This is a genomic window from Microbacterium sp. AC145, assembly GCF_979258505.1.
In genome coordinates, this window is sequence record NZ_OZ409859.1 from 1665692 (window position 1) to 1690651 (window position 24960).

General features: G+C 67.9%; 21 protein-coding genes. 9 read left to right on the top strand and 12 right to left on the bottom strand.

Features of this window, described 5'->3' with window-relative positions:
* Nucleotides 1-34: 34 nt before the first annotated feature.
* From infB to nusA, 3 genes are all read right to left on the bottom strand, one after another.
* Complete coding sequence (infB, locus tag ACZZZN_RS08250) at nucleotides 35-2815, bottom strand: translation initiation factor IF-2 (RefSeq protein WP_463504678.1); 2781 nt, start codon at nucleotides 2813-2815, stop codon at nucleotides 35-37.
* Nucleotides 2816-2910: 95 nt separating this feature from the next.
* Entirely contained in the window at nucleotides 2911-3165 is a 255-nt protein-coding gene (locus ACZZZN_RS08255; RefSeq protein WP_463504679.1) for a YlxR family protein, read from the bottom strand.
* 59 nt (nucleotides 3166-3224) lie between these two features.
* Nucleotides 3225-4208 (bottom strand): transcription termination factor NusA, encoded by a 984-nt coding sequence (gene nusA / locus ACZZZN_RS08260; RefSeq protein ID WP_463504680.1) that lies wholly within the window; start codon nucleotides 4206-4208, stop codon nucleotides 3225-3227.
* Between nusA and ACZZZN_RS08265 the strand changes: the two genes are divergently transcribed.
* Nucleotides 4207-5694, top strand: a complete 1488-nt coding sequence (locus tag ACZZZN_RS08265; protein ID WP_463504681.1) for a flavin monoamine oxidase family protein — start codon at nucleotides 4207-4209, stop codon at nucleotides 5692-5694. The two genes, nusA and ACZZZN_RS08265, sit on opposite strands and share 2 nt — an antisense overlap.
* Here ACZZZN_RS08265 and ACZZZN_RS08270 read toward each other — a convergent pair.
* Complete coding sequence (locus tag ACZZZN_RS08270; protein WP_463504682.1) at nucleotides 5663-6703, bottom strand: LOG family protein; 1041 nt, start codon at nucleotides 6701-6703, stop codon at nucleotides 5663-5665. The two genes, ACZZZN_RS08265 and ACZZZN_RS08270, sit on opposite strands and share 32 nt — an antisense overlap.
* Before the next feature lie 124 nt (nucleotides 6704-6827).
* Here ACZZZN_RS08270 and ACZZZN_RS08275 point away from each other — a divergent pair, with 124 nt between their 5' ends.
* Entirely contained in the window at nucleotides 6828-7331 is a 504-nt protein-coding gene (locus ACZZZN_RS08275) for a pyridoxamine 5'-phosphate oxidase family protein (protein WP_463504683.1), read from the top strand.
* 72 nt (nucleotides 7332-7403) lie between these two features.
* Here ACZZZN_RS08275 and ACZZZN_RS08280 read toward each other — a convergent pair whose 3' ends face one another.
* Nucleotides 7404-9161, bottom strand: coding sequence for a proline--tRNA ligase (locus ACZZZN_RS08280; protein ID WP_463504684.1), 1758 nt, complete (start codon nucleotides 9159-9161; stop codon nucleotides 7404-7406).
* Nucleotides 9162-9204: 43 nt separating this feature from the next.
* Complete coding sequence (locus ACZZZN_RS08285) at nucleotides 9205-9975, bottom strand: isocitrate lyase/PEP mutase family protein (protein ID WP_463504685.1); 771 nt, start codon at nucleotides 9973-9975, stop codon at nucleotides 9205-9207.
* Nucleotides 9976-10173: 198 nt separating this feature from the next.
* On the opposite strand from ACZZZN_RS08285, the gene ACZZZN_RS08290 reads away from it, so the two are divergent.
* A complete protein-coding gene (locus ACZZZN_RS08290; protein ID WP_463504686.1) occupies nucleotides 10174-11604 on the top strand; it encodes an RNB domain-containing ribonuclease in 1431 nt (476 codons plus the stop codon).
* Nucleotides 11605-11626: 22 nt separating this feature from the next.
* Here the strand turns inward: ACZZZN_RS08290 and ACZZZN_RS08295 are convergent, their stop codons facing one another.
* A complete protein-coding gene (locus ACZZZN_RS08295; RefSeq protein ID WP_463504687.1) occupies nucleotides 11627-12493 on the bottom strand; it encodes an alanyl-tRNA editing protein in 867 nt (288 codons plus the stop codon).
* A gap of 85 nt (nucleotides 12494-12578) precedes the next feature.
* On the bottom strand, nucleotides 12579-13730 hold the full coding sequence (gene ispG, locus ACZZZN_RS08300) for a flavodoxin-dependent (E)-4-hydroxy-3-methylbut-2-enyl-diphosphate synthase (protein ID WP_463504688.1): 1152 nt from the start codon (nucleotides 13728-13730) through the stop codon (nucleotides 12579-12581).
* Nucleotides 13731-13960: 230 nt separating this feature from the next.
* On the opposite strand from ispG, the gene ACZZZN_RS08305 reads away from it, so the two are divergent.
* Nucleotides 13961-15844: a chorismate-binding protein gene (locus tag ACZZZN_RS08305; RefSeq protein ID WP_463504689.1), complete on the top strand. Its 1884-nt coding sequence runs from the start codon at nucleotides 13961-13963 to the stop codon at nucleotides 15842-15844.
* A 19-nt stretch (nucleotides 15845-15863) separates the two neighbouring features.
* Here the strand turns inward: ACZZZN_RS08305 and ACZZZN_RS08310 are convergent, their stop codons facing one another.
* Nucleotides 15864-17180: a M50 family metallopeptidase gene (locus ACZZZN_RS08310; RefSeq protein WP_463504690.1), complete on the bottom strand. Its 1317-nt coding sequence runs from the start codon at nucleotides 17178-17180 to the stop codon at nucleotides 15864-15866.
* A gap of 81 nt (nucleotides 17181-17261) precedes the next feature.
* Between ACZZZN_RS08310 and ACZZZN_RS08315 the strand changes: the two genes are divergently transcribed.
* From ACZZZN_RS08315 to ACZZZN_RS08325, 3 genes are all read left to right on the top strand, one after another.
* Nucleotides 17262-17834, top strand: a complete 573-nt coding sequence (locus ACZZZN_RS08315) for a hypothetical protein (protein ID WP_463504691.1) — start codon at nucleotides 17262-17264, stop codon at nucleotides 17832-17834.
* Nucleotides 17835-17922: 88 nt separating this feature from the next.
* Nucleotides 17923-18591: a YcnI family copper-binding membrane protein gene (locus ACZZZN_RS08320; protein ID WP_463504692.1), complete on the top strand. Its 669-nt coding sequence runs from the start codon at nucleotides 17923-17925 to the stop codon at nucleotides 18589-18591.
* Between the two features lie 88 nt (nucleotides 18592-18679).
* Nucleotides 18680-20302, top strand: coding sequence for a Mur ligase family protein (locus ACZZZN_RS08325; RefSeq protein WP_463504693.1), 1623 nt, complete (start codon nucleotides 18680-18682; stop codon nucleotides 20300-20302).
* A gap of 13 nt (nucleotides 20303-20315) precedes the next feature.
* Here the strand turns inward: ACZZZN_RS08325 and dxr are convergent, their stop codons facing one another.
* Both dxr and ACZZZN_RS08335 read right to left on the bottom strand, forming a co-directional pair.
* Complete coding sequence (gene dxr, locus ACZZZN_RS08330; protein ID WP_463504694.1) at nucleotides 20316-21398, bottom strand: 1-deoxy-D-xylulose-5-phosphate reductoisomerase; 1083 nt, start codon at nucleotides 21396-21398, stop codon at nucleotides 20316-20318.
* A 37-nt stretch (nucleotides 21399-21435) separates the two neighbouring features.
* Nucleotides 21436-22425, bottom strand: coding sequence for an FKBP-type peptidyl-prolyl cis-trans isomerase (locus ACZZZN_RS08335; protein WP_463504695.1), 990 nt, complete (start codon nucleotides 22423-22425; stop codon nucleotides 21436-21438).
* A gap of 123 nt (nucleotides 22426-22548) precedes the next feature.
* Between ACZZZN_RS08335 and ACZZZN_RS08340 the strand changes: the two genes are divergently transcribed.
* Entirely contained in the window at nucleotides 22549-23328 is a 780-nt protein-coding gene (locus ACZZZN_RS08340) for a lysophospholipid acyltransferase family protein (RefSeq protein WP_463504696.1), read from the top strand.
* A gap of 21 nt (nucleotides 23329-23349) precedes the next feature.
* Here ACZZZN_RS08340 and ACZZZN_RS08345 read toward each other — a convergent pair whose 3' ends face one another.
* Entirely contained in the window at nucleotides 23350-23844 is a 495-nt protein-coding gene (locus ACZZZN_RS08345) for an OsmC family protein (RefSeq protein ID WP_463504697.1), read from the bottom strand.
* 82 nt (nucleotides 23845-23926) lie between these two features.
* Between ACZZZN_RS08345 and ACZZZN_RS08350 the strand changes: the two genes are divergently transcribed.
* Nucleotides 23927-24922 (top strand): asparaginase, encoded by a 996-nt coding sequence (locus ACZZZN_RS08350; RefSeq protein WP_463504698.1) that lies wholly within the window; start codon nucleotides 23927-23929, stop codon nucleotides 24920-24922.
* Nucleotides 24923-24960: the final 38 nt, after the last annotated feature.

The window sequence follows — 24960 nt, forward strand, 5'->3', positions numbered from 1 at the left end:
TGCATCCTCGCCCGAAGACATATATCTGACTAGATCAGCCGCGAGGCTTCTCGACCAGCTCAGTGGTCTCGATCTCGTCACCGATCTGGATGTCGTTGAACTTGCCGAGGCCGATACCGGCCTCGTAGTCCGTGCGGACCTCGGTGACGTCATCCTTGAAACGACGCAGCGACTCGATGGCGAGACCATCGGCGATCACCACACCGTCGCGGATGACGCGAGCCTTGGCGTTTCGCGTGATCGTCCCCGAGCGCACGATGACACCCGCGATGTTGCCGAACTTCGAGGAGCGGAACACCTCGCGGATCTCGGCGACACCCGACTGGACCTCTTCGTACTCCGGCTTGAGCATGCCCTTGAGCGAGCTCTCGATCTCGTCGATCGCGTTGTAGATGACCGAGTAGAACCGGATGTCCACGCCTTCACGCTGAGCGCGCTCGCGCGCCTTCGTGTCGGGGCGGACGTTGAAGCCCACGATGATCGCGTTGTCGATCGTCGCGAGGTTGACGTCGGACTCCGTGATCGCACCGACACCGCGGTGGATGATGCGGAGCTGCACCGAGTCGTCGACCTCGATCTTGAGCAGCGACTCCTCGAGTGCCTCGACGGCACCGGAGACGTCACCCTTGATGATGAGGTTGAGCGACTCGACCTTGCCGTCTTCGAGAGCACGCGTGAAGTCCTCGAGCGAGATGCGCTTGCGGGCCTTGGCCAGCTGGGCATTGCGCTCGACCGCTTCACGCTTCTCAGCGATCTGGCGAGCCATGCGGTCTTCCTCGGTGACGATGAAGACGTCGCCGGCGCGGGGCACGGAATTGAGGCCCTGCACCTGCACCGGACGCGACGGGTAGGCCTCGAGGACCTGCTCGCCGTTCTCGTCGGCCATCGCACGCACTCGGCCGTAAGCCGTTCCGGCCACGATCGCGTCTCCGACGCGGAGAGTTCCGGACTGGATCAGCACCGTGGCGACCGAACCGCGACCCTTGTCGAGCTTCGCCTCGATCGCGACACCGCGGGCACCCTTGTTCGGGTTGGCCGTGAGGTCGAGACCGGCGTCAGCGGTGAGCAGCACCGCATCCAGCAGATCCTGGATGCCGGTGTTCGCCCGAGCCGACACGTCGACGAACATGACGTCTCCGCCGTACTCCTCGGCGACCAGACCGTATTCGGTGAGCTGCTGGCGGACCTTGCCCGGGTTTGCGTCGGGCTTGTCGACCTTGTTCACCGCGACCACGATCGGCACGTTCGCAGCCTGGGCGTGGTTGAGCGCCTCGACCGTCTGCGGCATGATTCCGTCGTCGGCCGCGACCACGAGGATCGCGAGGTCGGTGACCTGCGCTCCACGGGCACGCATGGCGGTGAACGCCTCGTGACCGGGGGTGTCGATGAAGGTGATGGCACGCTCGATGCCCTCATGCTCCGTCCACACCTGGTACGCACCGATGTGCTGCGTGATGCCGCCGGCCTCGCCGTCGATGACGTTGGTCTGGCGGATCGCGTCGAGCAGTCGGGTCTTACCGTGGTCGACGTGACCCATGACGGTGACAACCGGAGGACGGATCTCAAGGTCGTCCTCGCTCTCCTCCTCGAGCTCCTGCTCGAGGTTGAGCCCGAAGCCCTCGAGGAGCTCCTTGTCCTCGTCCTCGGGCGAGACCATCTGGATCTTGTAGCCGAGCTCTTCACCCAGGACCTCGAACGTCGCCTCGTCCAGCGACTCGGTGGCCGTGGCCATCTCGCCGAGGTTGAAGAGGATCGTCACGAGGGTTCCCGGCTGAACCGTGTAACCGGTCAGCGTCTCGATCTTGTCGGCGAAGTCCGCGATCGACGCGCCACGGCGCATGCGGATGGTCTCCCCGTTACCGCGGGTGACGTTGACGCCACCGACGATCGGGGCGCTCCGCATCTCGAATTCCTGCCGCTTCGCCCGCCGCGACTTGCGCTGCTTGCTCTTGCCGCCACCCTTGCCGAAGGCACCTGCGGTACCTCCGCCGGGGCCACGGCCACGACCGCCACCGCCGCCGGGACGGCCTGCGAAACCGCCGCCGCCGCCAGGACGGGCACCGGGGCCACCACCGGGTCCACCGGCACCGCCCGGCCGACCGGGACCACCCGGACGCTGCTGGAACGGTGCGCCGGGACGACCACCCTGACCGCCGCGCGGAGCGCCGGGACGGGGGGAACCGGGACGAGGCGCGCCCGGACGCGGAGCGCCGGGACGAGGCGCCTGCGGACGCGGGATGTTGCCGGGCGTCGGGCGCTGCCCCATGCCCTGCGCGGATGCGAACGGGTTGTTGCCGGGACGCGGACCTGCCGGGCGCTGGCCCATGCCCTGCGCCGACGAGAACGGGTTGTTGCCGGGACGCGGTGCGCCAGGCTTCGGAGCAGCGTCGCCTGAGGGCTTCGCCGCAGCATCGTCACCCGATGCGGGAGCTGCGGGAGCAGCCGGAGCGGGTGTCTCGGCCGGAGCTGCCGGGGCCTCGGTGACCGGAGCCTCGGGAGCCGGCTTCGGAGCGGGCTTCGGGCCGGGCACAGGTGCGCCGGGCTTCGGGGCACGACCCGGTGCGGCCGGCTTGGCGCCGGGCGCAGCGGACTTGGCGCCGGAAGCCGAAGACGCCGCTGCCGGAGCAGCGTCGCCGGACGACTTCAGAGATGCATCGGACTCGATGGCAGCGCGCAGCTTGCGCGCCACCGGAGGTTCGATGGTCGAAGAGGGGCTCTTGACGAACTCTCCGAGTTCCTTGAGCTTTGCAAGTGCGATCTTGCTGTCGACGCCGAGTTCGGCGGCGATCTCGTGTACGCGTGGTTTACCAGCCACAATTCTCCTGTCTGGGGTCGGTCCACCCAGACAGGGCAGACCACTAGTCGCGGACGGGTCTCATTTCGAGCCGTTCACTTTGTTTCCATAGCCGTTCAGCCTTTGTTTCTTGGTGGGTGCTGTTCGATGTTCCGCGTGTCCAGATCGCTGGAGACGCGCAGTGCTCTTCCGAAAGCCCGACGCCGCAGAGCGGCATCCATGCATTCCGGTGTCGGATGAACCCACGCGCCTCGCCCCGGCAGGACAGCACGCTCATCGATGATGAGCGTCTCGTTCTGGGACACCACCCTGAGAAGAGCGGTGCGGGGAGCACGCGTGCGACAGCCGACGCACATTCGTACGGGTTCCATCTTACACCTGTGTTCCCGTCCGACTCGCGCGAGGGGCGCGAGTCGGACGTGACGAGCGATCAGTCCAGGACGCTGTCGGGCTGAATGTCGATCTTCGCGCCGGTGAGCTTGGCGGCGAGGCGGGCATTCTGCCCCTCCTTGCCGATCGCGAGCGAGAGCTGGTAGTCGGGCACCAGGGCACGCACGGCCTTGGTGCCGGCGTCCAGGATGAATGCGCTCGTCACCTTCGCCGGCGAGAGAGCGTTGGCGACGAACGGCGCGAGCTCCGGATCGAAGTCGACGATGTCGATCTTCTCCCCTGCTAGCTCCTCGGTCACGGCACGGACGCGACGGCCCATCTCGCCGATGCAGGCGCCCTTGGCGTTGATGGCCGGGTCGTTCGCCCGGACGGCGATCTTCGTGCGGTGGCCGGCCTCGCGGGCCAACGAGACGATCTCGACGAGCCCGGCGGCGATCTCGGGGACCTCCAGCGCGAACAGCTTGCGCACGAGTCCAGGGTGAGTGCGCGAGACGGTGATCTGCGGCCCCTTGAGACCCTTCGCGACGCTGGTCACGTACACGCGGAGCCGCGACCCGTGGGTGTACTCCTCGCCCGGCACCTGCTCCTCGGGCGGAAGGATCGCTTCGACCGCTCCCAGATCGACGTGGATCATGCGCGGGTTCGGTCCCTGCTGGATCACACCGGCGACGATGTCGCCTTCCTTGTCCTTGAAGTCTCCGAGCACCACGTCGTCCGCGATGTCGCGCAGACGCTGGCTGATGACCTGCTTGGCGGCGAATGCCGCGATGCGTCCGAAGTCGTCCGGCATCGCATCTTCTTCGCCGATGATCGCACCCTCTTCGTCCTTGACGACCTGCAGCACGGCGACGTGCCCGGTACGACGATCGAGTTCCACGCGAACACCCTCGGGTGTGGCGCCGTCTGCGAAGACGTGCTTGGCGTATGCGGTCAGGATGGCCTGCTCGATGATGGCGACGAGTTCGTCGAAGGGAATCGCCTTCTCCTTCTCGATCCCACGCAGCAGACTCAGTTCGATATCCATGACGGCTCCCTATTCAGCTCTCGTCACGCGGGTGTTCACGCGCGACATCCCCACCACGATACCCTGTGCCCACCGCCCGTACCACGGCGGCGGCCGCACCGGAGCGGTGCCTGAGGCGCAGGAGGACCCCATGACCACGTACGACACCATCGTGATCGGGGCGGGGATGTCGGGCGTGACCGCGGCTCGCATGCTCGCCGACGCCGGCGAGAACGTCATCGTCCTCGAGGCGAGGGACAGGGTCGGCGGCCGGATGCATACCGATCGTTCTGCCGGCTTCCCCGTCGATCTCGGCGCATCGTGGGTGCACGGCATCGAGGGCTCCCCGCTGTGGGACCTCGTGCAGGCGCTCGGTATCCCCACGCTCGAATACACCGTCGGCAGTTTCCAGGCCGGAGGGCGGCAGATCGAGAACTTCGATGGCGACGGCAGGGCGATGGATGCCGCGAGCACGTCTCGGTGGGTCTCCGACGTCGATGAGGCCGATCGCCTGCTGGCCGACGAGATCGCGCGTTCCTCCCCCGGCGACACCTATCTCGATGTGACGGAGCGCGCGTTGGACCGCTCCGGGTTCGATCCCGAGCGCATCGATGAGATCCGCGAGTTCTTCCGCCACCGAGTCGAGGAGCAGTGCGGAGCTTGGATCGGCGACCTCGACGCCCATGGACTCGACGAGGACGCGATCGACGGCGATGAAGTCATCTTCCCTCACGGCTATGACGAGATCCCGCGACGCATCGCCGCCGGTCTCGACATCCGTCTGCGGAGCGTCGTCACACGCATAACGCGCACGGATGCCGGAGTCGCGGTGTCGACCGAGAGCGGCGAGTTCTCCGCACGCCGCGCGCTGGTCACCGTGCCGCTCGGCGTACTCAAGGGGGAATCGATCGAATTCGTCCCTCCCCTGCCCGATGCTGTCGCAGGGCCGATCGAACGACTGGGGATGGGGGTGTTCAACAAGATCTTCATCCAGTTCCCCGAGCGTTTCTGGGACGAGGACAGCTATGTCCTCCGGGCGCTCGGCGAAGCCGGCGAGCATTGGCACTCCTGGTACGACGTGTCGGCGGTCAGCGGCGTTCCCACACTGCTGACCTTCGCTGCCGGGCCGTTCGGACGCCGGGTGCAGGAACTCTCCGATGACGAGATCGTCGCGGATGTCGTGTCAGCGCTTCGGGTGCTCTATGGCGACGCGGTCGGCGCGCCCTCTGCGCATTGGGTCACGCGATGGGGGCACGATCCGCTCTCGAACGGCTCGTACTCGCACCTGGCCGTCGGATCGTCCCATCACGACCATGACGAACTCGCGGGACCGGTCGACGGTGTGCTGCACTTCGCTGGAGAAGCCACCTGGGGCGATGAACCCGCGACGGTGGGAGCCGCGCTGTACTCCGGTCATCGAGCAGCCGAGCGGATCCTAGGCCGTTCGATCGCCTTCGCCGACTTCTCCGAGAGCATCAGAGCGAGGGAGCAGTCCCCAGCTCATTGACGGCAGCGATCAGACGGAACAGGTTTCCGACCTGCCGCTGGTCCAGATGCAACGCGAGTCTCGGGAGGTGGAGCACGTCGTCATCGGCGACCTCGGGCTGACGAGGTGCCGTGCGCTCGATCCGACCGTCGGCGAGCATCCCGGAGAACCGATCGTTGAGGCCGTCGAGCTCGTCATCGGTCGGTTCGGCTCGAAGGCGCAGGACGAGCGTGTCCCCCACCCATCGCAGCGAGTCGTAGTTGCGCCAGAAGCCCGCGATCACGGCCGCGGCCGAATCCACCGAATCGGTGATGACGACGCGGTCGAAGTCGCCTTCGGAGATCACTCCGGTCGGCGCGAGGTCCTCGTCTATGAAGCGCTTCAGGCCGTGCCAGAACGATCCGTCCGGCTCGTCGAGCAGAACGATCGGGGTCGGCTCTGCCTTGCCCGTCTGTTGCAGGGTCAACAGCTCGAACATCTCGTCGAGCGTGCCGAATCCGCCGGGGAGACAGATGAACCCGCTCGACTCCTTGATGAGCATGAGCTTGCGGGTGAAGAAGTACTTCATCGCCACGACGTGCTCGCTGGCGGCGATCAGACTGTTCGCCTTCTCTTCGAACGGCAGCCGGATCGACACCCCGAGCGAGAGCGCGGGGCCCGCACCCTCGGCGGCAGCCTGCATGATCCCGGGTCCGGCGCCGGTGACCACCATCCAGCCGTCCGCGGCGAGAGCAGCTGCGACGTCTCGAGCCTGCACGTAGAGCGGGTCGTCGTGACGGGTCCTCGCAGAGCCGAAGACCGTGACCTTCGGCACGCCCTCGAACGGTGCGAACAGGCGGAAGGCATCCCGCATCTCGGCGAGGGCCGCAGAGGCGATCTTGAGGTCGAGGCGGTTCGTCCCGTCCTCTCCCAGCAGCACCGCCGTGCGCATCATGCGCATGACCAGCCTGCGATCGGCTTTCACTCCGGCCTCGTCCAGGACGTTGTTGATCTCGGCGCTGAGCGATTCCGGCAGTGGTTCGTCGGTCATGCCCTCAGCCTGTCACGATCGGCTGTTGAGCGGGTCGACGCAACGCCGCCCGCCTCCCTCACCACGCTCATGGCTCGGTGTCAACGCCCGTGCGGAGTCGGACTCCCTGCGGCACAGTGGCCGCATGACAGAGATCACTGGACCGGAAGCACTGGCGCGCGTGACCGAGCTCGTCGAAGACATCGACTTCACGATGCTGACGACGACGGACGATGACGGAAACCTGGTAAGCAGGCCGATGTCGACCAGGCAGATGGACGATGCCGGAGACATCTGGTTCTTCACGGCTGAGGACACCGAGAAGGTCGAAGAGGCACGTGCCCACCACCAGGTCGGCCTCTCCTATTGCGACGCCAAGGGCATGCGATACGTGTCGGTGGCGGGCACTGCGTCCGTGGTTCACGACCGCGCGAAGATGGAAGAGCTGTACTCGCCCTCGCTCGACATCTGGTTCGAGGACGGGCTCGACACCCCTGGCATCGCTCTTCTGAAGGTGACGCCGACGGTCACCGAGTTCTGGGAGCCTACCAAGGGCAAGATCGCGATGGCGGCGGGGGCACTCAAGGCGCTCGTCACCAAGGACACGCCCGATGACGACATCATGAATCACGGCCGCATCGTCTGCTGACGCGACCGCACGCTCCGAACAGACGGAATGCCGGGCACCTCCGACGAGGTGCCCGGCATTCTCTGCCTGGGGTCAGCGGCGGGTCAGCTGCTGCACGGCCTCGGCGACGGACACCGCGCTGCGATCGCCCGTGCTGCGCTCCCACAACTCGACCTGCCCCTCGGCGGCCCCGCGGCCGACGATGACGATCTTCGGCACACCCACGAGCTCGGCGTCACCGAATTTGACCCCGGGCGACACCTTGGGACGATCGTCGTAGAGGACATCGAGACCTGCGGTCTCGAGCTGCGCCGACAGGTCAGCGGCCACGTCGAAGGCGACCTGGTCACGACCGGCGGCGACGACCTGCACGTCGAACGGTGCGACGGACTGCGGCCAGATGAGCCCCTTCTCGTCGTTGTTCAGCTCGGCGATGATCGCCAGGATGCGGGTGACCCCGATGCCGTAGGAGCCCATCGTGACGGTGACGAGCTTGCCGTTCTCGTTCAGCACCTTGAGACCGAGGGCCTCGGCGTACTTGCGTCCGAGCTGGAAGACGTGGCCGATCTCCATGCCCCGTGCGAGCTCGACGGGTCCGGAGCCGTCGGGCGCGGGGTCGCCTGCGCGGACGTTCGCGATCTCGACGATGCCGTCCGCGAAGAAGTCGCGACCGGCCACCACCGAGTGCGCATGCTTCTGGTCGATGTTCGCGCCGGTGATCCAGCTGGTGCCCTCGCTCACGCGGGGATCGACCAGATAGCGGATGCCTGTGGCGGACTCTTCGCCGAGCACGGCTCCGGTCGGCGACCAGGGACCGATGTAGCCCTTGACGAGCAGGGGGTTCTTCTCGAAGTCGTCTGCCGTGGCGGTCTCCACCTCGGCCGGCGCGAATGCGACCTCGGCTCGCTTCTCGTCGACCTCACGGTCGCCGGGAATGCCGACGACGACGAGTTCACGAGTGCCGTCGAGATGAGTGAGCGCGAGCACCACGTTCTTGAGCGTGTCTGCGGCCGTGTAGTCGCCGTCGAGGTGGTCGTTCGAATGCGCCACGAGCGTCTCGATCGTGGGCGTGTTAGGCGAGTCGAAGACCACCGGTGCCGCATCGGCGTCGAACGCGATCGCTTCGGGCACCGCCGTCGTGAACGCTTCCACGTTGGCGGCGTATCCCCCGGCGCTGCGAACGAACGTGTCCTCGCCGACCGGAGTCGGGTGAAGGAACTCCTCGCTGCGCGAACCGCCCATCGCTCCGGCATCCGCCTGGACGATGACGTACTCGAGACCGAGGCGCTGGAAGATCCGCTCGTAGGCATCGCGCTGCGCCTGATAGCTCACGTCGAGGCCCTCATCCGAGGCGTCGAACGAGTAGGCGTCCTTCATCGTGAACTCACGTCCGCGAAGCAGGCCGGCACGGGGACGCGCCTCATCGCGGTACTTGTCCTGGATCTGGAAAAGCATGAGCGGCAGATCCTTGTACGACGAGTAGAGGTCCTTCACCAGCAGAGTGAAGGCTTCTTCGTGCGTCGGGGCGAGCAGGTAGTCGCCGCCCTTGCGGTCCTGGAGCCGGAAAAGCAGGTCGCCGTACTCCTCCCAACGGCCCGTCGCCTCGTACGACTCACGCGGCATCAGGGCCGGGAAATGCACCTCCTGCGCACCCGCGGCGGCCATCTCCTCGCGGACGACCGTCTCGATCTTGGCTTTGACGCGGAGACCGAGCGGCAGCCAGGCGAAGATGCCGGCAGCCTGCGGTCGGATGTATCCGGCGCGGATCAGCAGCTTGTGGCTCGCGATCTCTGCGCCAGCAGGGTCTTCGCGGAGCGTGCGGAGGAAGAATTTCGAAAGACGAGTGACCACGGGCCAAGTCTACTGACCGGTGGTCACTCGCCCACACGATGCGTCAGTTGAGCGCGGGAAGCCCGTTGGGGATCACTCCGCCGGCGTACAGGCTCGCGGCGAGGTCCTGCACGGCGGTGAGCGCCACGCGCTGCGGAAGGGGCCCGTAGGAGATACGCGCGACGCCGAGCTTCTCGTACTCCGACGCCGCGAGGGTTCCGGGAAGGCCGATCACGCTGAGCTTGCCTTCTCCGAGGCCCTCTACGAGCTGACGCGTGATGTTCGCGTCGAGCATGCCGGGAACGAAGACCGCGGTGGCCCCGGCGTCGAGGAACGCGCGCCCGCGCTGGATCGCGTCGGCGACGCTCTCGGCCACCGGTCGGTGGCCTGCGCGCACGAACGCGTCGGTGCGGGCGTTGAGTGCGAACGGAACGCCCTCGGCCTCGGCGGCCTTGACGATGGCCTCGACCGCGGCGACGGATTCGTCGAACGGCTTGAGGCGGTCTTCGACGTTGGCACCGACGACACCGGCGCCGATGGCGAGACGTGTGGTCTCTCCCGCGTCACCGTATCCGTCGTCCAGGTCGGCGGTCACCGGCACCGAGACGGATGCTGCGATGCGGCCGACCATGTCGATCATGATGTCGCGCGTGATCGCGCCGTCCTCGAATCCGAAGGAGGCAGCGATGCCGTGGCCTGCGGTGGCGATCGCCTTGGTCTCCGGGAGCTTCGCGACCGCTCGGGCGGACACGACGTCCCACACATTCACGACGCGGAGGATCTCCGGCGCTTCGTAGAGTCCGATCAGGGTCTGGGCTTTCGCAGCAGTGGTCATGCCCCCACGCTAACGCCCAGTATTCCGGTCGGGGCCGGACGGACACGGAAATCACAGGTTCTGGCTGGCGCGCATCGCGGCGACTCCTGCCGATGCCACCGCTCCCCGAGACACCACATCCCTGGCACGTCGCGCGCCTCGGCGACGACGTCTTCGTCTGGACCACCCGACGGGAACACTGGACATAGTGTGGGGGTCATGCCTCAGCGCCGATCCCACGTTGGTCCGTCCGCCGCCCAGACGGAACTCACCGCGGCGCTCGCCGCGCTCAAGGAATCTCTGGACGCTCCCGCAGAGTTCCCTGCTGCGGTGCTGGCCGAGGCGGCCGTGTCGGATGCCGCGACTCCCCAACTCGACCTGCGTGACGTGCCGTTCGCCACACTCGACCCGCTCGGCTCGCGCGACCTCGATCAGGCCTTCCACCTCGAGCGGCGCGACTCCGGATACACCGTTCGCTATGCGATCGCCGATGTGCCCGGATTCGTGACCCCCGGCGGCGCGGTGGACGCGGAGGCCCGTCGTCGAGGTCAGACGCTGTACGCAGCGGACGGCACGATCCCCCTGCATCCGAAAGTCCTGAGTGAGGATCGCGCGTCACTGCTGGCAGACGTGGATCGCCCCGCACTCGTGTGGACCTTCGCCCTCGACCCCGCAGGAGTCGTCGAGGACTTCCGGCTCGAGCGAGCCCTGATCCGCTCGCGCGCGCAGCTCGACTACGCCAGCACCCAGGCGGCCCTCGACCGGGGCGAGGAGGGCCCTGCCCTGCTGCTCCCCGAGATCGGCGCGCTGCGGATCGCGCAGGAGAAGCTCCGAGGCGGAGCGAGTCTGAACCTCCCTGACGAGGAGGTCGTTCGAGGCGTGGACGGGACCTACTCGATCGAACGTCGACACCCGCTTCCCGTCGAGGAATGGAACGCTCAGCTGTCCCTCATGACGGGGATGGCGGCAGCTTCCCTGATGATCGAGGCCGGCATCGGCATCCTGCGGACGATGCCTCAGCCCGACGAGAAGTCCTTCGACGCGTTCCGTCATCAGACCGAGGCACTCGGCCGCCCCTGGACGACGGGCCGATACGGCGACTACCTGCGCGAACTGGATCGCTCTGACCCCCTGACTCTGCCGATTCTCGAGGCGGCGGCGTCACTCTTCCGCGGAGCGGGGTATGTGACCTTCGACGGCTCTGTGCCGTCCGACACGGAACAGGCGGCGATCGCCGCACCGTATGCGCACGCCACGGCACCTCTTCGGCGTCTCGTCGATCGCTGGTCGCTCGCGATCTGCCTCGCCGTGTCCGAGGGGCGTGAGGTGCCGGGCTGGGTCCGAGAGTCCCTCGCCGATCTCCCGGCGCTGATGCAGGAGTCGGGTCAGCGCGCGTCCAGACTCGATTCCGCGACGATCAACTGCGTCGAGGCCGCGTTGATGACTCCCCTGGTCGGCTCCGCGCTCGATGCGACCGTGATCGAGATACGCGGTGAGCGGGCGACGGTCCAGATCGCCGACCCTGCCGTCACCGCCTCCGCCCCGGTTCCGGACGGCGCCGTCCCCGGAGCCGTCGTACGGCTCCACGTCGTGCGCGCCGACGTCACTCGAGGGGAGATCGAGCTCACCGCCTCACCGCCTGGGCGCTGAGCGACCTCGAACGCCGACCGCCTCAGGCGGCGGGGACTGCCCGCGTCGTCATGACCAGGAGCTGCGGATCCGTCAGGTCGAGCGTCACCGAGATCGAGACGAACTCGGAGAGGGACGCCACGTGCGTGCCTCCACACAGGATCTCAGCCGTGCCGCCAGGAAGTTCGCAGTGCCAGCTGCGACGGTCCACGATCGTCGACCCCTCGGTCACCACGCGGCTCGGCGCATCGGAGGCGACCCAGTCGGCCAGCCGAGCATTGATGGCCGCTTCGCGGTCAGCGAGTGTCGCTGCGAACGTCTCGGTGTCGAACCCCGCCCTGCGCAGGCTCTTGCCCAGGCGGTACTCGTCGACCGCGCCGTCCGGGTGGATCCGGCTGGATTGATTGGCCTTGCCCTCGAAGTTCGGCGCGCCCAGAGCATCCTCGCCCGGATCCTTGCGCCACAAGTCCGCAAGGGCGAGATCGAGTGCCAGGGACGCCAGATGACACGCGGTGTGACCTCGGCTGAGACCGGCCCGACGGGACGAGTCGACCGACAGTTCCACGCGTGCGCCCTCCACCAGCCAGGACGGGGTCTCTCCTTCGATCGGATGACCGACGAGCCAGGTCCACCCCTCAGCGCCGCGCTTCACGGGGATGTCGGAACCGACGGCGAACTGGCCCGCATCCGAGACGGCCGCCATCACAGCCTCGGATACGCGGACCGCGGACCCGTCGAGCGTGATCTCTCCGCTGTCGCCCGGCTGATCCGGCCACGTGTGATCGACAGGGTGGAACGGCGTCGCGTCCACGACGACGACGGCTCCCTCGACTGTGGACTCGACCCGGGTGACGGTGCTGGATCCCGAGACATCGCCACCGGCGAAGGACACGACGGTCGACGAGGACATGGGACTCCTTGAGATGTTCATGACGAGCGCCGCCGCGTGCAGAAGGGGACGAGCGACCGAGTCGGTGTGGGAAGCGTTCCCGAGGTCAGACCGTGACGACCTGCGCGGTGCCGAGGGGCGCTTCGGGCCCCATGTCGGCCGCGATACGGTTAGCCTCTTCGATCAGCGTCGCGACGATGTCGGCCTCGGGCACCGTCTTGATGACCTCGCCCTTGACGAAGATCTGGCCCTTGCCGTTGCCGGAGGCGACACCGAGGTCTGCCTCTCGAGCCTCGCCAGGACCGTTCACGACGCAGCCCATGACCGCGACGCGCAGCGGCACCGTCATGTCTTTGAGGCCCTCGGTCACGTTCTCGGCGAGCGTGTACACATCGACCTGTGCGCGGCCGCACGACGGGCACGAGACGATCTCGAGCTTGCGCTCACGGAGGTTGAGTGACTGCAGGATCTGGTGACCGACCTTGACCTCTTCGGCAGGAGGCGCCGAGAGGGACACGCGGATGGTGTCGCCGATGCCCTCGCCGAGGAGGATGCCGAACGCCGTGGCGCTCTTGATCGTGCCCTGGAACGCGGGCCCGGCTTCTGTCACACCGAGGTGCAGCGGCCAGTCGCCCCGCTCGGCGAGCAGACGGTAGGCCTTCACCATGACGATCGGGTCATTGTGCTTGACCGAGATCTTGAAGTCGTGGAAGTCGTGCTCCTCGAACAGCGAAGCCTCCCAGACGGCGCTCTCGACGAGGGCCTCGGCGGTCGCCTTGCCGTACTTGGTCAGGATGCGGCGGTCAAGTGATCCGGCGTTGACACCGATGCGCAGCGAGACGCCCGCGGCCTTGGCGGCCTCGGCGATCTTGCCGACGTTGCCGTCGAACTCGCGGATGTTGCCCGGGTTCACTCGGACCGCACCGCACCCGGCGTCGATCGCGGTGTAGATGTAGCGCGGCTGGAAGTGGATGTCGGCGATCACCGGGATCTGGCTCTTCATCGCGATGATCTTCAGCGCGTCGGCGTCATCCTGATGGGGGACGGCGACACGGACGATCTCGCATCCTGATGCCGTGAGCTCGGCGATCTGCTGCAGAGTCGCGTTGATGTCCGTCGTCTTCGTGGTGGTCATCGACTGCACGGTCACGGGGGCATCGCCGCCTACGAGGACCTTGCCCACCTTGATCTGGCGGGACTTGCGTCGCGGGGCGAGGACTTCGGGGACCTTCGGCATCCCAAGATTCACTGCTGGCACACCCCCAGCCTACGCCGCCCGGATGCACGCGGGCTGGATGTCGTGCGGCTCGGATCGACAGTCATGCGGCCGGGCGAGCGTCCGACGGTGTGATAGTTTTCAGCCCATGCTCGCGAACTTCACCTGGTGGCCCGCCTCCTAGGCGGTGTGTTCGCGTTCCCACGAATCCAGACCGCCTCCGGGGCGGTCTTTTCGTTGAGCCGAGCCGGAGCCACGCACAGGAGACACCGATGACCCTCTCACGTCTTGCCGAGCTCACCGCAGATCCCGCGGCGGCGTTCGTGCTGATCGCTCGCGACGGCGCCGACACCGTCGAGCTGCTCACGGGCGAGGTCGTCGACGTCGATCTGCTCGCCGACATCCCCCTCGACATCGACGGCGTTCCGCGCGAGGTCTTCGCGATGGTGCCATACCGCCAGGTGCGCGAGCGCGGCTTCGTGGCCCAGGACGACGGTGCGCCGCTGCGCTGCATCGTGATCGACGAGCATCTGCAGCTCGAGACCCCGTCGCTCCTCGCCGACCTTCCGGCCACGCCCGTGCCGCTGCGCGACGGCGGCTTCGACATCGGCGATGAGGAGTACGCGTCGATCGTGGAGACCGTGATCGCCGACGAGATCGGCCGTGGCGAGGGCGCGAACTTCGTCATCCGCCGCGACTACACCGCCGAGATCGACGTCGATGATCGCACCGCCGCCCTCACCTGGTTCCGCGCACTGCTCACCCACGAGCGCGGGGCCTACTGGACCTTCGCGGTGATCACCCCCGGGCACATCGCCGTCGGTGCGAGCCCCGAAGCGCACGTCGTGGCACGCGGAGGTGTCGTCACGATGAATCCGATCTCGGGCACCTTCCGGCACCCTGCGGGGGGCGCCACGAAGGAGACTCTGGTCGACTTCCTCTCCTCCACCAAGGAGACCGAGGAGCTGTTCATGGTCGTCGATGAGGAGCTCAAGATGATGAGCGCCGTCTGTTCCGACGGCGGACGCATCACCGGTCCGCACCTCAAGGAGATGTCGCGTCTCACCCATACCGAGTACATGCTCCGGGGCAGGAGCTCGCTCGACCCCCGCGACATCCTGCGCGAGACGATGTTCGCGCCGACCGTCACCGGCTCCCCGATGCAGAACGCCTGCGCCGTGATCCGCCGTCATGAGACGAAGCCGCGCGGGTATTACTCCGGCGTCGCAGCGCTCTTCACCCCGAACAGTGGCGGCGGGCACGATCTGGACGCTCCTATCCTCATCCGCACCGTCTATCTTCGGGACGGCTCACTGAACGTGCCGGTGGGCGCGACGCTCGTGCGCCATTCCGACCCGCACGGTGAGGTGTCGGAGACGCACGGCAAGGCAGCAGGTGTCCTCGGCGCCATCGGCGCGATCGACCGCGACGAGGTCTCCGTCGCCCGCGAGGACGCGGACGCCCCCGGCGAACACCTGTCGCTCGCTGCCGACCCTGCCGTCGAGGCGCTGCTCGCTTCGCGCAACTCACGTCTGGCCGAGTTCTGGCTGAACCCTCAGGGCGAGGACTTCACAGGCCCGTTCGCGGGACGAACGGCCGTCGTCGTCGATGCCGAAGACCGGTTCACGACGATGCTCGCGCATCAGCTCCGCCATCTGGGCCTCGACGTCACCATCAGTGCGTGGAACGACGTCGACGATTCCGACCTCGATCTCGCCGATCTCGTCGTCGCGGGCCCGGGGCCGGGCGACCCCAGAGACGAGGACAGCGATCGCATCACGCGGATGCGTCATGTGGTCTCGCACCGGATCGATTCCGGGGCGCCGCTGCTCGCAGTCTGCCTGAGCCACCAGATCCTCAGTGATCGCCTCGGCATCGCTCTCACCCCGCTGGATGCCCCTCACCAGGGACTGCAGAAGGCCGTGCCGGTGTTCGGCGAAGACGCCTCGATCGGCTTCTACAACACGTTCACTGCGCGGGTGGCGCCGGGCACCGCATCCGTCGGGCTCGCCGAGGTGTCATCCGACCCGTCGACCGGTGACGTCTACGCGCTGCGGGGCGAGCACTTCGCATCGGTGCAGGGTCACCTCGAGTCGATCCTGTCGCGCGACGGGATCCGCACGCTGGAGCGCCTGGTGGCGCACGCGCTGGCCTGAGCCTCGGTCGAAACCTGGCTCAGCCCCCGAAGATGTCCACCGGGTTGAACAGGTCGGCGAGCAGGAGCAGGGCCCCCATGGCGATCAGCAGCGTCGCGACCACGACTGTGAGGGGAACGAGCTTGGTGGCGTCGACAGGCGCCGGCGGCGGACGCCGGAACAGGGCTGCCCATGCCCTGCGGATGCCGTCCCACAGCGCGACGACGATGTGGCCGCCGTCGAGGGGAAGCAGCGGGATCAGGTTGAACACGAACAGCGCGACATTCAACGACCCGAGCAACCCGAGCAGCACCGAGAAGCGATTGAGGACCGGGGCATCGGTCGCCGCGACCTCGCCCGCGATTCGTCCGACGCCCACGACGCTCAGCGGGCCGTTCGGATCGCGTTCACTGCCTGTGACCAGCGAGACGCCCACATCCCAGATGCGCACCGGAAGCGTCAGGATCATGGAACCCACCCGGGCGACCGTGTCTGCGGCCATCTGCGGCCCTGCGGACAGAGGCTGTTGCACGAAGCCCATCTGGGCCCCCATGCCGACGTAGCCGACCTCCTTCACGACCGGTTCGCCGTCATCGCCCAGGATCGGCTGGCCACTGGCATCGGTCAGCGTGCGCTCGGCGTCGACCGGGGTGATGCTCAGGTCCGTGTCGACGCCGTCACGGCGCACCACGAGCGCGAGTTCCTCACCCGGTGCCGCCTGGACGATCGCCGTGGCCTCCGCGAAGGTCGAGACCGGTCGGCCGTCGATCGCGACCAGGACGTCGCCCGGCTCGATGCCGGCCTCGGCTGCCGGCGTGGGCGGGTCGTCAGCGGCGCACTCGGTCGCTGTGGAGCCCGCCGGAAGAACGCACTCGTTCACCGTCGCGATGGTCGTCGTGCCCTGCTGGACTCCGATGCCCGAAACGAGCACCGTGAAGATCACGACGGCCAGGATCAGATTCATGAGCGGACCGCCGAGCATGACGATCACGCGCTTCCACACCGGAAGCCGATAGAAGACCCTGTCTTCCGCGCCTTCTGCGATGGTCTCGTCGTTGGCCGCGCGCGCATCCTGCACGAGTGATCGGAAGATCCCGCTCGCGGGCCCCGCCGTCTTCGATGCGGGGTACATGCCGGACATCGAGATGAATCCGCCGAGCGGCAGCATCTTGAACCCGTACTCGGTCTCGCCGATGCGCTTGGACCAGAGCCTCGGTCCGAATCCGATCATGTACTGGCCGACGCGCACGCCGAACACCTTCGCGGGCAGGAGATGCCCGACCTCGTGCAGGCCGATCGAAACACCGAGGCCGATCAGCATGAAGAGGATGCCGGCCAGGTAGAGCAGGATTTCCACTCCCCCAAGTTAGTGCTCGCCGCCTAGGAATGCGCCGCATGCGCGTGAGCACTGACGACGGGCGGCCGGTAGGCTGAAATCGTGACCCCCCGCCAGCTGCGACTCCTGCGCGCAGCATCGGCATCGACAGTGGCCACGACCCTCGCCGCGGTGTCGCACACGATCGCCGGCGGATCCCCGCCGCATCCGCTCCTCGTGATCGCGATGGCGTCGTTCCTCGTGCCGCTGGCAGCGGTCCTCCTCGGGGCTCGTGCCTCGCGCTTCCGCGTCGCGGCGACGGTGCTCGTGAGCCAGACGCTGTTCCACGCCGTGTTCCAGGTGCTGGGCGCCCCGACCGGGACCACGATCGTCTCCGGTCATCAGCACCACATCGATCTCGGCACGCTGGGCACGGCTTTCTCCGCCGCAGCCCCCGATTCGGTGATGCTTCTCGGCCACCTGGTCGCCGCGGTGCTGACGACCGCCGCTCTGTGGCATGGCGAGTCGATGGTGCGCGTGATCGCCGGGTGGGTGGAGGCGCGTCTGCGTCGCGCGATCCCGGTCTTCCGCCCGCCGCACGAGAGCCCCGCCTCACCGATCTTCGCCGTACCGCTGCTGATCGACGTCGCGCTCTGCACGTCGGTATCGCGCCGCGGACCCCCGCTGCCGTCCTGATTCCGCTTCCGCCTCGTCGAGGCGTCCCCCTTTCCGCGGATGCCGCGCACATCAGCGCGCCCGCACATCAGCAATCAGGAGTACCACCATGCGTTCCACCACCCGCCGCAACCTGACCACGGGCCTCGTCGCAGGCGCGATCCTCGCTCTCGCCGTGCCCGCCGTGGCCAGCGCCCATGTGAGCGTCTCGCCCGACGAGCTGTCAGCCGGCGACCACGGCGTTCTCACCTTCTCGTTCGCCCACGGCTGCGACAGCTCGCCGACCACCGCACTGAGGATCACGATGCCCGAGGGGCTGACCTCTGTCGCACCGACCATGGACAGCGACTGGGCGATCGACATCGAACGAGGCGACGACGGACTCGTCAGCGCGGTGACCTACACCGCTGTCGCGCCGGTTCCCAACGATCTTCGAGGAGCGGTCAGCATGTCGGTGGGGCTCGACGAGAGCACCCCGGATTCCCTGGCCTTCCCCGTGATCCAGACCTGCGTCGAGGGCAGCACCGAATGGACCCAGCTGGCCGAGGACGGCGAGAACGCGCACGACCTCGACTCCCCCGCACCGGTCGTGACGGTCGGTGCCGCGGACGCGGCGCACGCGAACCACGGCGAGGAGGCGACCACCGAAGCCGAGAGCACGGAGGTCGAGGCTTCGGCGGCACCGGATGCTCTGCCCACCGTGCTCGGTGCGGGTGGCCTTGTGGCCGGCCTCGCCGCACTGATCGTGTCCGTGCTCGCCTTCCGCCGCCGGGCCTGAGCAGTGGCGCGTCTCCCGGTCAGCTCGGCCGATCGGGAGACGCGCCGCACCCGGCTCGCGTGCGACGACGTGAGATCATGGGAGAGACATGTCGATTGAACAACAACCGAGCCTGCCTCCCGTGCTCCGCCCCGCGAACCCGCCCCGGCGTGAGCTGTCCGAACTCGCCTCCCGATTCGCCCGCGACGTGCGCGGCGACACGGCCGGTGTCGACGTGACGGGAATCACCCTCGCCACTGCCGACCTCCGGCCGGGGGAAGCCTTCGTCGCCATCCGGGGGGTGAACCGGCACGGCGCCGAGTTCGCCGCCTCGGCCGCCGAGAAGGGTGCGGTCGCGATCATCACCGACGACGCGGGCGCTGAGATCGCCGCGTCCGTCGGGCTCCCGATCCTGATCGTGGACGACCCGCGCGGCGTTCTCGGCGCGCTCAGCGCGTGGGTCTACGGCACCGGCGCTGACGACGCGCTGCCCCTTCTCTTCGCGACCACCGGGACGAACGGCAAGACGAGCGTGTCCCACCTGCTCGAGGGCATCCTCGATCAACTGGGCGTGGTCACCGGACTCTCCTCGACTGCCGAGCGCCACATCGCGGGCGAGGTCATCGTCTCGCGGCTCACCACGCCCGAGGCCTCCGAGATGCATGCGCTCCTGGCGCTGATGCGTGAACGCGACGTCGAGGCGGTCGCCGTCGAGGTGAGCGCACAGGCCCTGTCGCGACACCGCGTCGACGGCATCCGCTTCGATGTGGCCGGCTTCACCAACCTCAGCCACGACCATCTCGACGACTACGCCGACATGGAAGAGTACTTCGAGGCGAAGCTGCCCCTGTTCCGCCCCGACCGCGCCCTGCGTGGCGTGGTCTGCATCGACTCCACCTCGGGCGCGACGGTCGTCGAGCGCGCCGAGATCCCGATCGTCACGGTCGGCACCCCGTCGATCGCCGCGGACTCGGACGCTGCATCCCGAGCAGACTGGGTCGTCGTGATCGACGACGAGAGGACGACCGGCACCACCTTCACCCTCACCGGTCCCGCCGGATCGCTGACGACCATCGTGCCCGTGATCGGTCCTCACATGGCGGCGAACGCCGCGCTCGCGATCGTCATGCTCCTCGAGGGCGGATACCCGTGGGACCGCATCGTCACCGCACTCGAGCGCGACGGCGGCATCGAGGCGTATCTTCCCGGCCGCACGCAGCTCGTCTCGGGTGACACAGGCCCTGCCGTCTTCGTCGACTTCGGCCACTCTCCAGACGCCTTCGAGAAGACTCTGGCGGCCGTGCGACGTGTGACACCCGGCAAAGTGCTGATGCTCTTCGGCGCGGACGGCGATCGCGACGCCACGAAGCGGTTCGACATGGCTCGCACCGCTGTCGACGGCAGCGACATCCTGGTCGTGACCGACCATCACCCGCGATTCGAGGACCCCGACTCGATCAGGGCCACCCTGGTCGAGGGCGCTCGCAGGGCGCGGCCGGACGCGGAGATCCACGAGTTCTCGCCGCCGGAGAAGGCGATCGTCGCTGCTGTCGGCCTCGTGGGCGAGGGCGATGCGATCCTCTGGGCAGGGCCCGGGCATCAGGACTACCGCGACATCCGCGGCATGCGCACGCCGTACTCGGCACGCGAGCTGGCTCGACGAGCACTTCGCGCCGCAGGCTGGCCAGTGCCCGACTCACGGTGGCCGGTCCCCTACGCCGACGAGGCCTGAGAGCCGGAGCGCGTCAGGCCTGAGAGATCAGCTGGTCCGCCTTGCGGCGCGCCCAGGCTTCGGCATCGGCGAGCGACTCGACGGTGAGGCTCTGCGGAGGCTCGTGAGAGTCGATCACCCTCGCGATCGTCTCCACGATCGCGAGGAACGACAGACGCCCCTCGTGGAAGGCATCGACGGCCTGCTCGTTGGCCGCGTTGTAGACGGCGGGGAAGGTCGCACCGGCGCGCCCCACCGACTTCGCGAGGTCGACTGCGGGGAAGGCCGAGTCGTCGAGCGGTTCGAAGGTCCATGAGCTCGCCTTCGTCCAATCGAGCGGACGACCCACGCCGCCGACTCTGTGGGGCCAATCGAGCCCGAGCGAGATCGGCAGCCGCATGTCGGGGGGAGACGCCTGTGCGATCGTCGATCCGTCGATGAACTCGACCATCGAGTGGACGATGGACTGCGGATGCACGACCACGTCGATGTCGTCGTAGGCGACGTCGAACAGCAGATGGGCCTCGATGACCTCGAGACCCTTGTTCACGAGGGTGGCCGAGTTCGTGGTGACCATCCGCCCCATATCCCAGGTCGGGTGAGCCAGAGCCTCCTGCGGCGTGATGTCGTGCATCTGATCCCGCGTGCGACCGCGGAACGGCCCTCCGGACGCCGTGACGACCAGTCGCCGCACCTCGGAATGCGTGCCGCTGCGAAGAGCCTGCGACAGCGCAGAGTGCTCTGAGTCGACGGGAACGATCTGCTCCGGCTTCGCGGCGGCGAGAACGAGCTCTCCGCCCACGATGAGTGATTCCTTGTTCGCGAGCGCCAGCGTGCGTCCGGCCTTCAGCGCAGCGAGCGTGGATCCGAGGCCGATCGACCCCGTGATGGCGTTGAGCACCACGTCGGCCTCGACATCCGCGACGAGCTGCTCCGCCTCTGCGGCACCGAGAGCCGTGTCTTCGACCTGGAAGGCTGCGGCCTGCTCTGCGAGCATCTCGGCATTCGATCCCGCAGCGAGACCGACGAGCTCGAACCGGCGGGGATTCGAGCGGATGACGTCGAGTGCCTGAGTGCCGATGGAGCCGGTGGAGCCGAGGACGATGATGCGACGCATGCCGCCAGCCTATGGCACGTCCCCGGCTCCCCCCGTGCTACTGGACCTGCTCGAGAGGTGTGGTCCCGAGGATGTCTACGACGAACACGAGGCTCTCGCCCACGAGATCGGTCTCGTTGATCTCGCCCTCGCCGTAACCGTCCTTCGGCGGCATCGTGACGATGACCTGGGAGCCGACCTTCTGTCCTTCGAGGGCCGTCTTGAACCCGGTCACGACACCGGTGGTCGGGAACTGCGCCGGTGCCGCGTCACGGCTCCAGCTCGAGTCGAACTCGCTGCCGTCCGACCACTTCACACCGCGGTACTGCACGGTGACGAGATCTCCGGAGGCGACGACCTCGCCGTCGCCCTCCTTGAGGACCGCGACCTCGGTCTCGGCCGGCGCGTCGCCGTCCGGCAGGGTGATCGTCGGCGAACCGGCATCATCGAGCTCGACGGTCGGCATACCCTCGGTGGCGTCGACCTCGGTGCCCGTGGCGACGGTCGGCAGCTTCTCGATCGTCTCGACGTAGAGAACGCTCGGATTGGACCCTTCCTGCGCCGCGGGCAGGGTCAGGACGACGCTCGATCCCACCGGAAGGCACTCGGCTGCGACGGTGAAGACCGTCGACTGAGTGGGGTCGACCATCTGCTGGGACTGCTGCAGGGCGAGAAGGGCGGGCAGCACACCGTCGGGGCCGCGCTCCGATGTGCTCAGGACCTCGTTGGTCGTGGCATCCACGAGCTGGTAGCGCAGCGAGACGAAGTCACCGGGGAACAGCTCATCGCCGTCGCCCTCGGAGATCACGGTGCGCTCTGCGGCTGCCAGGTCGGCCCCCTCGGGAACGGTGATCTTTGCGGATGCGCCGCTGCCCTCGACCGTCACGGCGTCGGAACCTGCTCCGGAAGGCAGATCGGCGAGGCAGGACGGGTCGGCCGACGCTCCGGGCGTCGACGTCGACTCGGGGGCCGCGTCACCGGAACACCCCGCAAGGAGAAGGGTCGCCGCAGCGACGGTGGACAGGACGATGAGCGGACGCTTGCGCACAGTGAGACCTCAGGATCGCGGGCGGGACACACCATCTTCTCGCATGGGCCTTTGCCGAGGCTGGGAGACGCGCGCAGGGCGACCATTCCCGGTTCGGCATGGATCCGGGAGTAATCTGCTCTGATGACGTCAGAGCAGTCCGTGGAGCCCGAATCCTCGCCCGCAGAGACTCAGACGCCTCGTCATGCGGGGTTCGCGTATGCGCTGGGGCGCAGTCTGATCACTCCGCTCGCCCGCTCGATCTACCGGCCCCGGATCGAGGGCCGCGAGAACGTTCCTCGTGAGGGCGCGGTGATCTTCGCCAGCAACCACCTGTCTTTCATCGACTCGATCGCCATCCCGGTGGCGGCCCCGCGCCCCGTGCACTTCCTCGCCAAGTCCAGCTACTTCGAGGGCACCGGCCCGCGCGGCTGGCTCAGCAAGACCTTCTTCGAGTCGATCGGCGCCATCCCGGTCCGCCGCGGAGCGGGCCAGGCGGCGCTCGACGCACTCGAACTGCAGCGCCAGCTCCTCGATGAGGGACTCGCAGTGGCGCTGTATCCCGAGGGGACCCGCTCGACCGACGGGCGCCTGTACAAGGGGCGTACCGGAGTGGCCTTCCTGGCTCTGCAGACGGGCGCGCCCGTCGTCCCGGTCGGTCTGATCGGCACCGACAAGGTGATGCCGGTCGGCGCGAAGATGCCGACGCTGAAGGAGCGGATCACCGTACGCTTCGGGGAGCCGCTGGATCTCTCGCCGCACGGGCCCGCGTCCAGCGGTCGCGCGCGTCGACTCGCGACCGACGAGATCATGGCGGCGATCCATGCGCTCTCGGGTCAGGAACTCGCCGGCAGCTACAACGAAGCACCCGCGCAGAACGCGATCGAGAAGATCAAGCAGGCGCTTCCGCACGAGCGACGCTGAGCCCCGCACGGACGAAGGCGGTCATGCGCTCTGCGCCGTGACCCTGGCCTCGTGACGAACGGGGAAGTTCATCGAGTTCGCGATGAAGCACCATTCGTTCGCCTGTGCGTGCGCACGCTCAGCAGCCTCGACCATCGACGCGTCGGCGACGACGACCTCGGGGTGCAGCATGACTTCGACGAATGCTCCCCCACCGGAGCCGTCCTCGCGCATGAAACCCGTGGCCGTGTCACGATACGAGACGACGACGACCCCCACCGTGACGCACGCGTGCAGGTACGAGAGCAGATGGCACTCCGAGAGCGACGCGAGCAGCAGGTCTTCCGGGTTCCACCGGGTCTGATCGCCACGGAACGGTTTGTCCGCCGAAGCGAGCACGTCAGGCTTGCCCTCGACGTGGAGCGTGACGTCACGGCGGTAGTCGCGGTAACCGCTGGTGCCGGTGCCGGTGTTTCCGGTCCACGTGGAGGTGAGGGAGTAGTGGTGCTCGCCGAGAGCCGGGTGACGATCTGCCATGCCCACAGTCTGCCAGCCCCTTCCGACACGTCGGCGCGCCCCGGACTCCGGAGACGCCTGCGGTCGACGGTATCCTTGGCTGGTGCTGGAAACTCTCACCGTGCAGGATGCCGTAGAACTCGCCGTCGTCGAACGGAGCGGATTCATCGAGTCGCGCCATGCGGGAGCGGCGGTGGTCCTCTCCCCCGACGGCGAAGTCATCGCCCGACATGGCAACACCGAGGCGCTCATCCTTCCTCGCTCGAGCCTCAAGCCCCTGCAGGCCGTCGCCTGCATCACCGCGGGCGCTGTGCTCGAAGGCGAGCAGCTCGCGCTCTCCACCGCGAGCCACACGGGCACCGATCGCCACGCAACCGTCGTGCGCGACATGCTCACAGAGGGCGGGCTGACCGAGGATGATCTCGGCTGCCCTCCCGCCTGGCCGACGGACACCGCGACGCGCGACGAGATGGTGCGCGAGCACGTCGCGCAGGCCCGCATCCGGATGAACTGCTCGGGGAAGCACGCCGCCATGCTCCGCGCCTGCGTCGCGACGGGCTGGCCCACCGACGGCTATCTCGACGCGTCTCACCCGCTGCAGGCGCACATCCGCGACGTGATCGAGCGACTCACGGGCGAGAAGATCGCGCACACGGCGATCGACGGCTGCGGCGCTCCCGTGTACGCGCTGACCCTGACCGGACTCGCCCGTGCGATCCACCGCATCGGTACGGCCTCGGATCGCTCACCGTTCGCCCTGCACCGAGTCGCGGGGTCACTCGTCCGCGCTGTGCGCGAGCACCCGTGGACGATCGAAGGACCCGGACGCCCTGACTCGATCGCGATCGAGAAGCTCGGGGTGTTCGCGAAGGGCGGTGCGGAGGGCGTCATGGTGATGGTCGCCCCAGACGGCACGACCGTCGCCCTCAAGATGCTCGACGGCTCGTCCCGCGCATCCACGATCGTCGCGGCCACCCTGCTGGCGAAGGCTGGTGCTCTCAGCGACTCCGACGTCGCGACCCTCTCCGCCGCGCTCCCTCTGGCGGTCCTCGGTGGCGGCCAGGACGTCGGCGTCGTGCGCCCCGGCAGCGGCATCTGACGCTCGCGAGGTCAGCGGTCGGCACGGCGCGCGTCGCT

What these genes read in the sequence shown, in the direction of transcription:
- ACZZZN_RS08255 (WP_463504679.1), bottom strand. Translation starts at nt 3,165, where the DNA reads ATGGAACCCGTACGAATGTGCGTCGGCTGTCGCACGCGTGCTCCCCGC.
- ACZZZN_RS08265 (WP_463504681.1), top strand. Translation starts at nt 4,207, where the DNA reads ATGACGGCTCCCTATTCAGCTCTCGTCACGCGGGTGTTCACGCGCGAC.
- nusA (WP_463504680.1), bottom strand. Translation starts at nt 4,208, where the DNA reads ATGGATATCGAACTGAGTCTGCTGCGTGGGATCGAGAAGGAGAAGGCG.
- ACZZZN_RS08270 (WP_463504682.1), bottom strand. Translation starts at nt 6,703, where the DNA reads ATGACCGACGAACCACTGCCGGAATCGCTCAGCGCCGAGATCAACAAC.
- ACZZZN_RS08275 (WP_463504683.1), top strand. Translation starts at nt 6,828, where the DNA reads ATGACAGAGATCACTGGACCGGAAGCACTGGCGCGCGTGACCGAGCTC.
- ACZZZN_RS08285 (WP_463504685.1), bottom strand. Translation starts at nt 9,975, where the DNA reads ATGACCACTGCTGCGAAAGCCCAGACCCTGATCGGACTCTACGAAGCG.
- ACZZZN_RS08290 (WP_463504686.1), top strand. Translation starts at nt 10,174, where the DNA reads ATGCCTCAGCGCCGATCCCACGTTGGTCCGTCCGCCGCCCAGACGGAA.
- ACZZZN_RS08295 (WP_463504687.1), bottom strand. Translation starts at nt 12,493, where the DNA reads ATGTCCTCGTCGACCGTCGTGTCCTTCGCCGGTGGCGATGTCTCGGGA.
- ACZZZN_RS08305 (WP_463504689.1), top strand. Translation starts at nt 13,961, where the DNA reads ATGACCCTCTCACGTCTTGCCGAGCTCACCGCAGATCCCGCGGCGGCG.
- ACZZZN_RS08320 (WP_463504692.1), top strand. Translation starts at nt 17,923, where the DNA reads ATGCGTTCCACCACCCGCCGCAACCTGACCACGGGCCTCGTCGCAGGC.
- ACZZZN_RS08325 (WP_463504693.1), top strand. Translation starts at nt 18,680, where the DNA reads ATGTCGATTGAACAACAACCGAGCCTGCCTCCCGTGCTCCGCCCCGCG.
- dxr (WP_463504694.1), bottom strand. Translation starts at nt 21,398, where the DNA reads ATGCGTCGCATCATCGTCCTCGGCTCCACCGGCTCCATCGGCACTCAG.
- ACZZZN_RS08340 (WP_463504696.1), top strand. Translation starts at nt 22,549, where the DNA reads ATGACGTCAGAGCAGTCCGTGGAGCCCGAATCCTCGCCCGCAGAGACT.
- ACZZZN_RS08345 (WP_463504697.1), bottom strand. Translation starts at nt 23,844, where the DNA reads ATGGCAGATCGTCACCCGGCTCTCGGCGAGCACCACTACTCCCTCACC.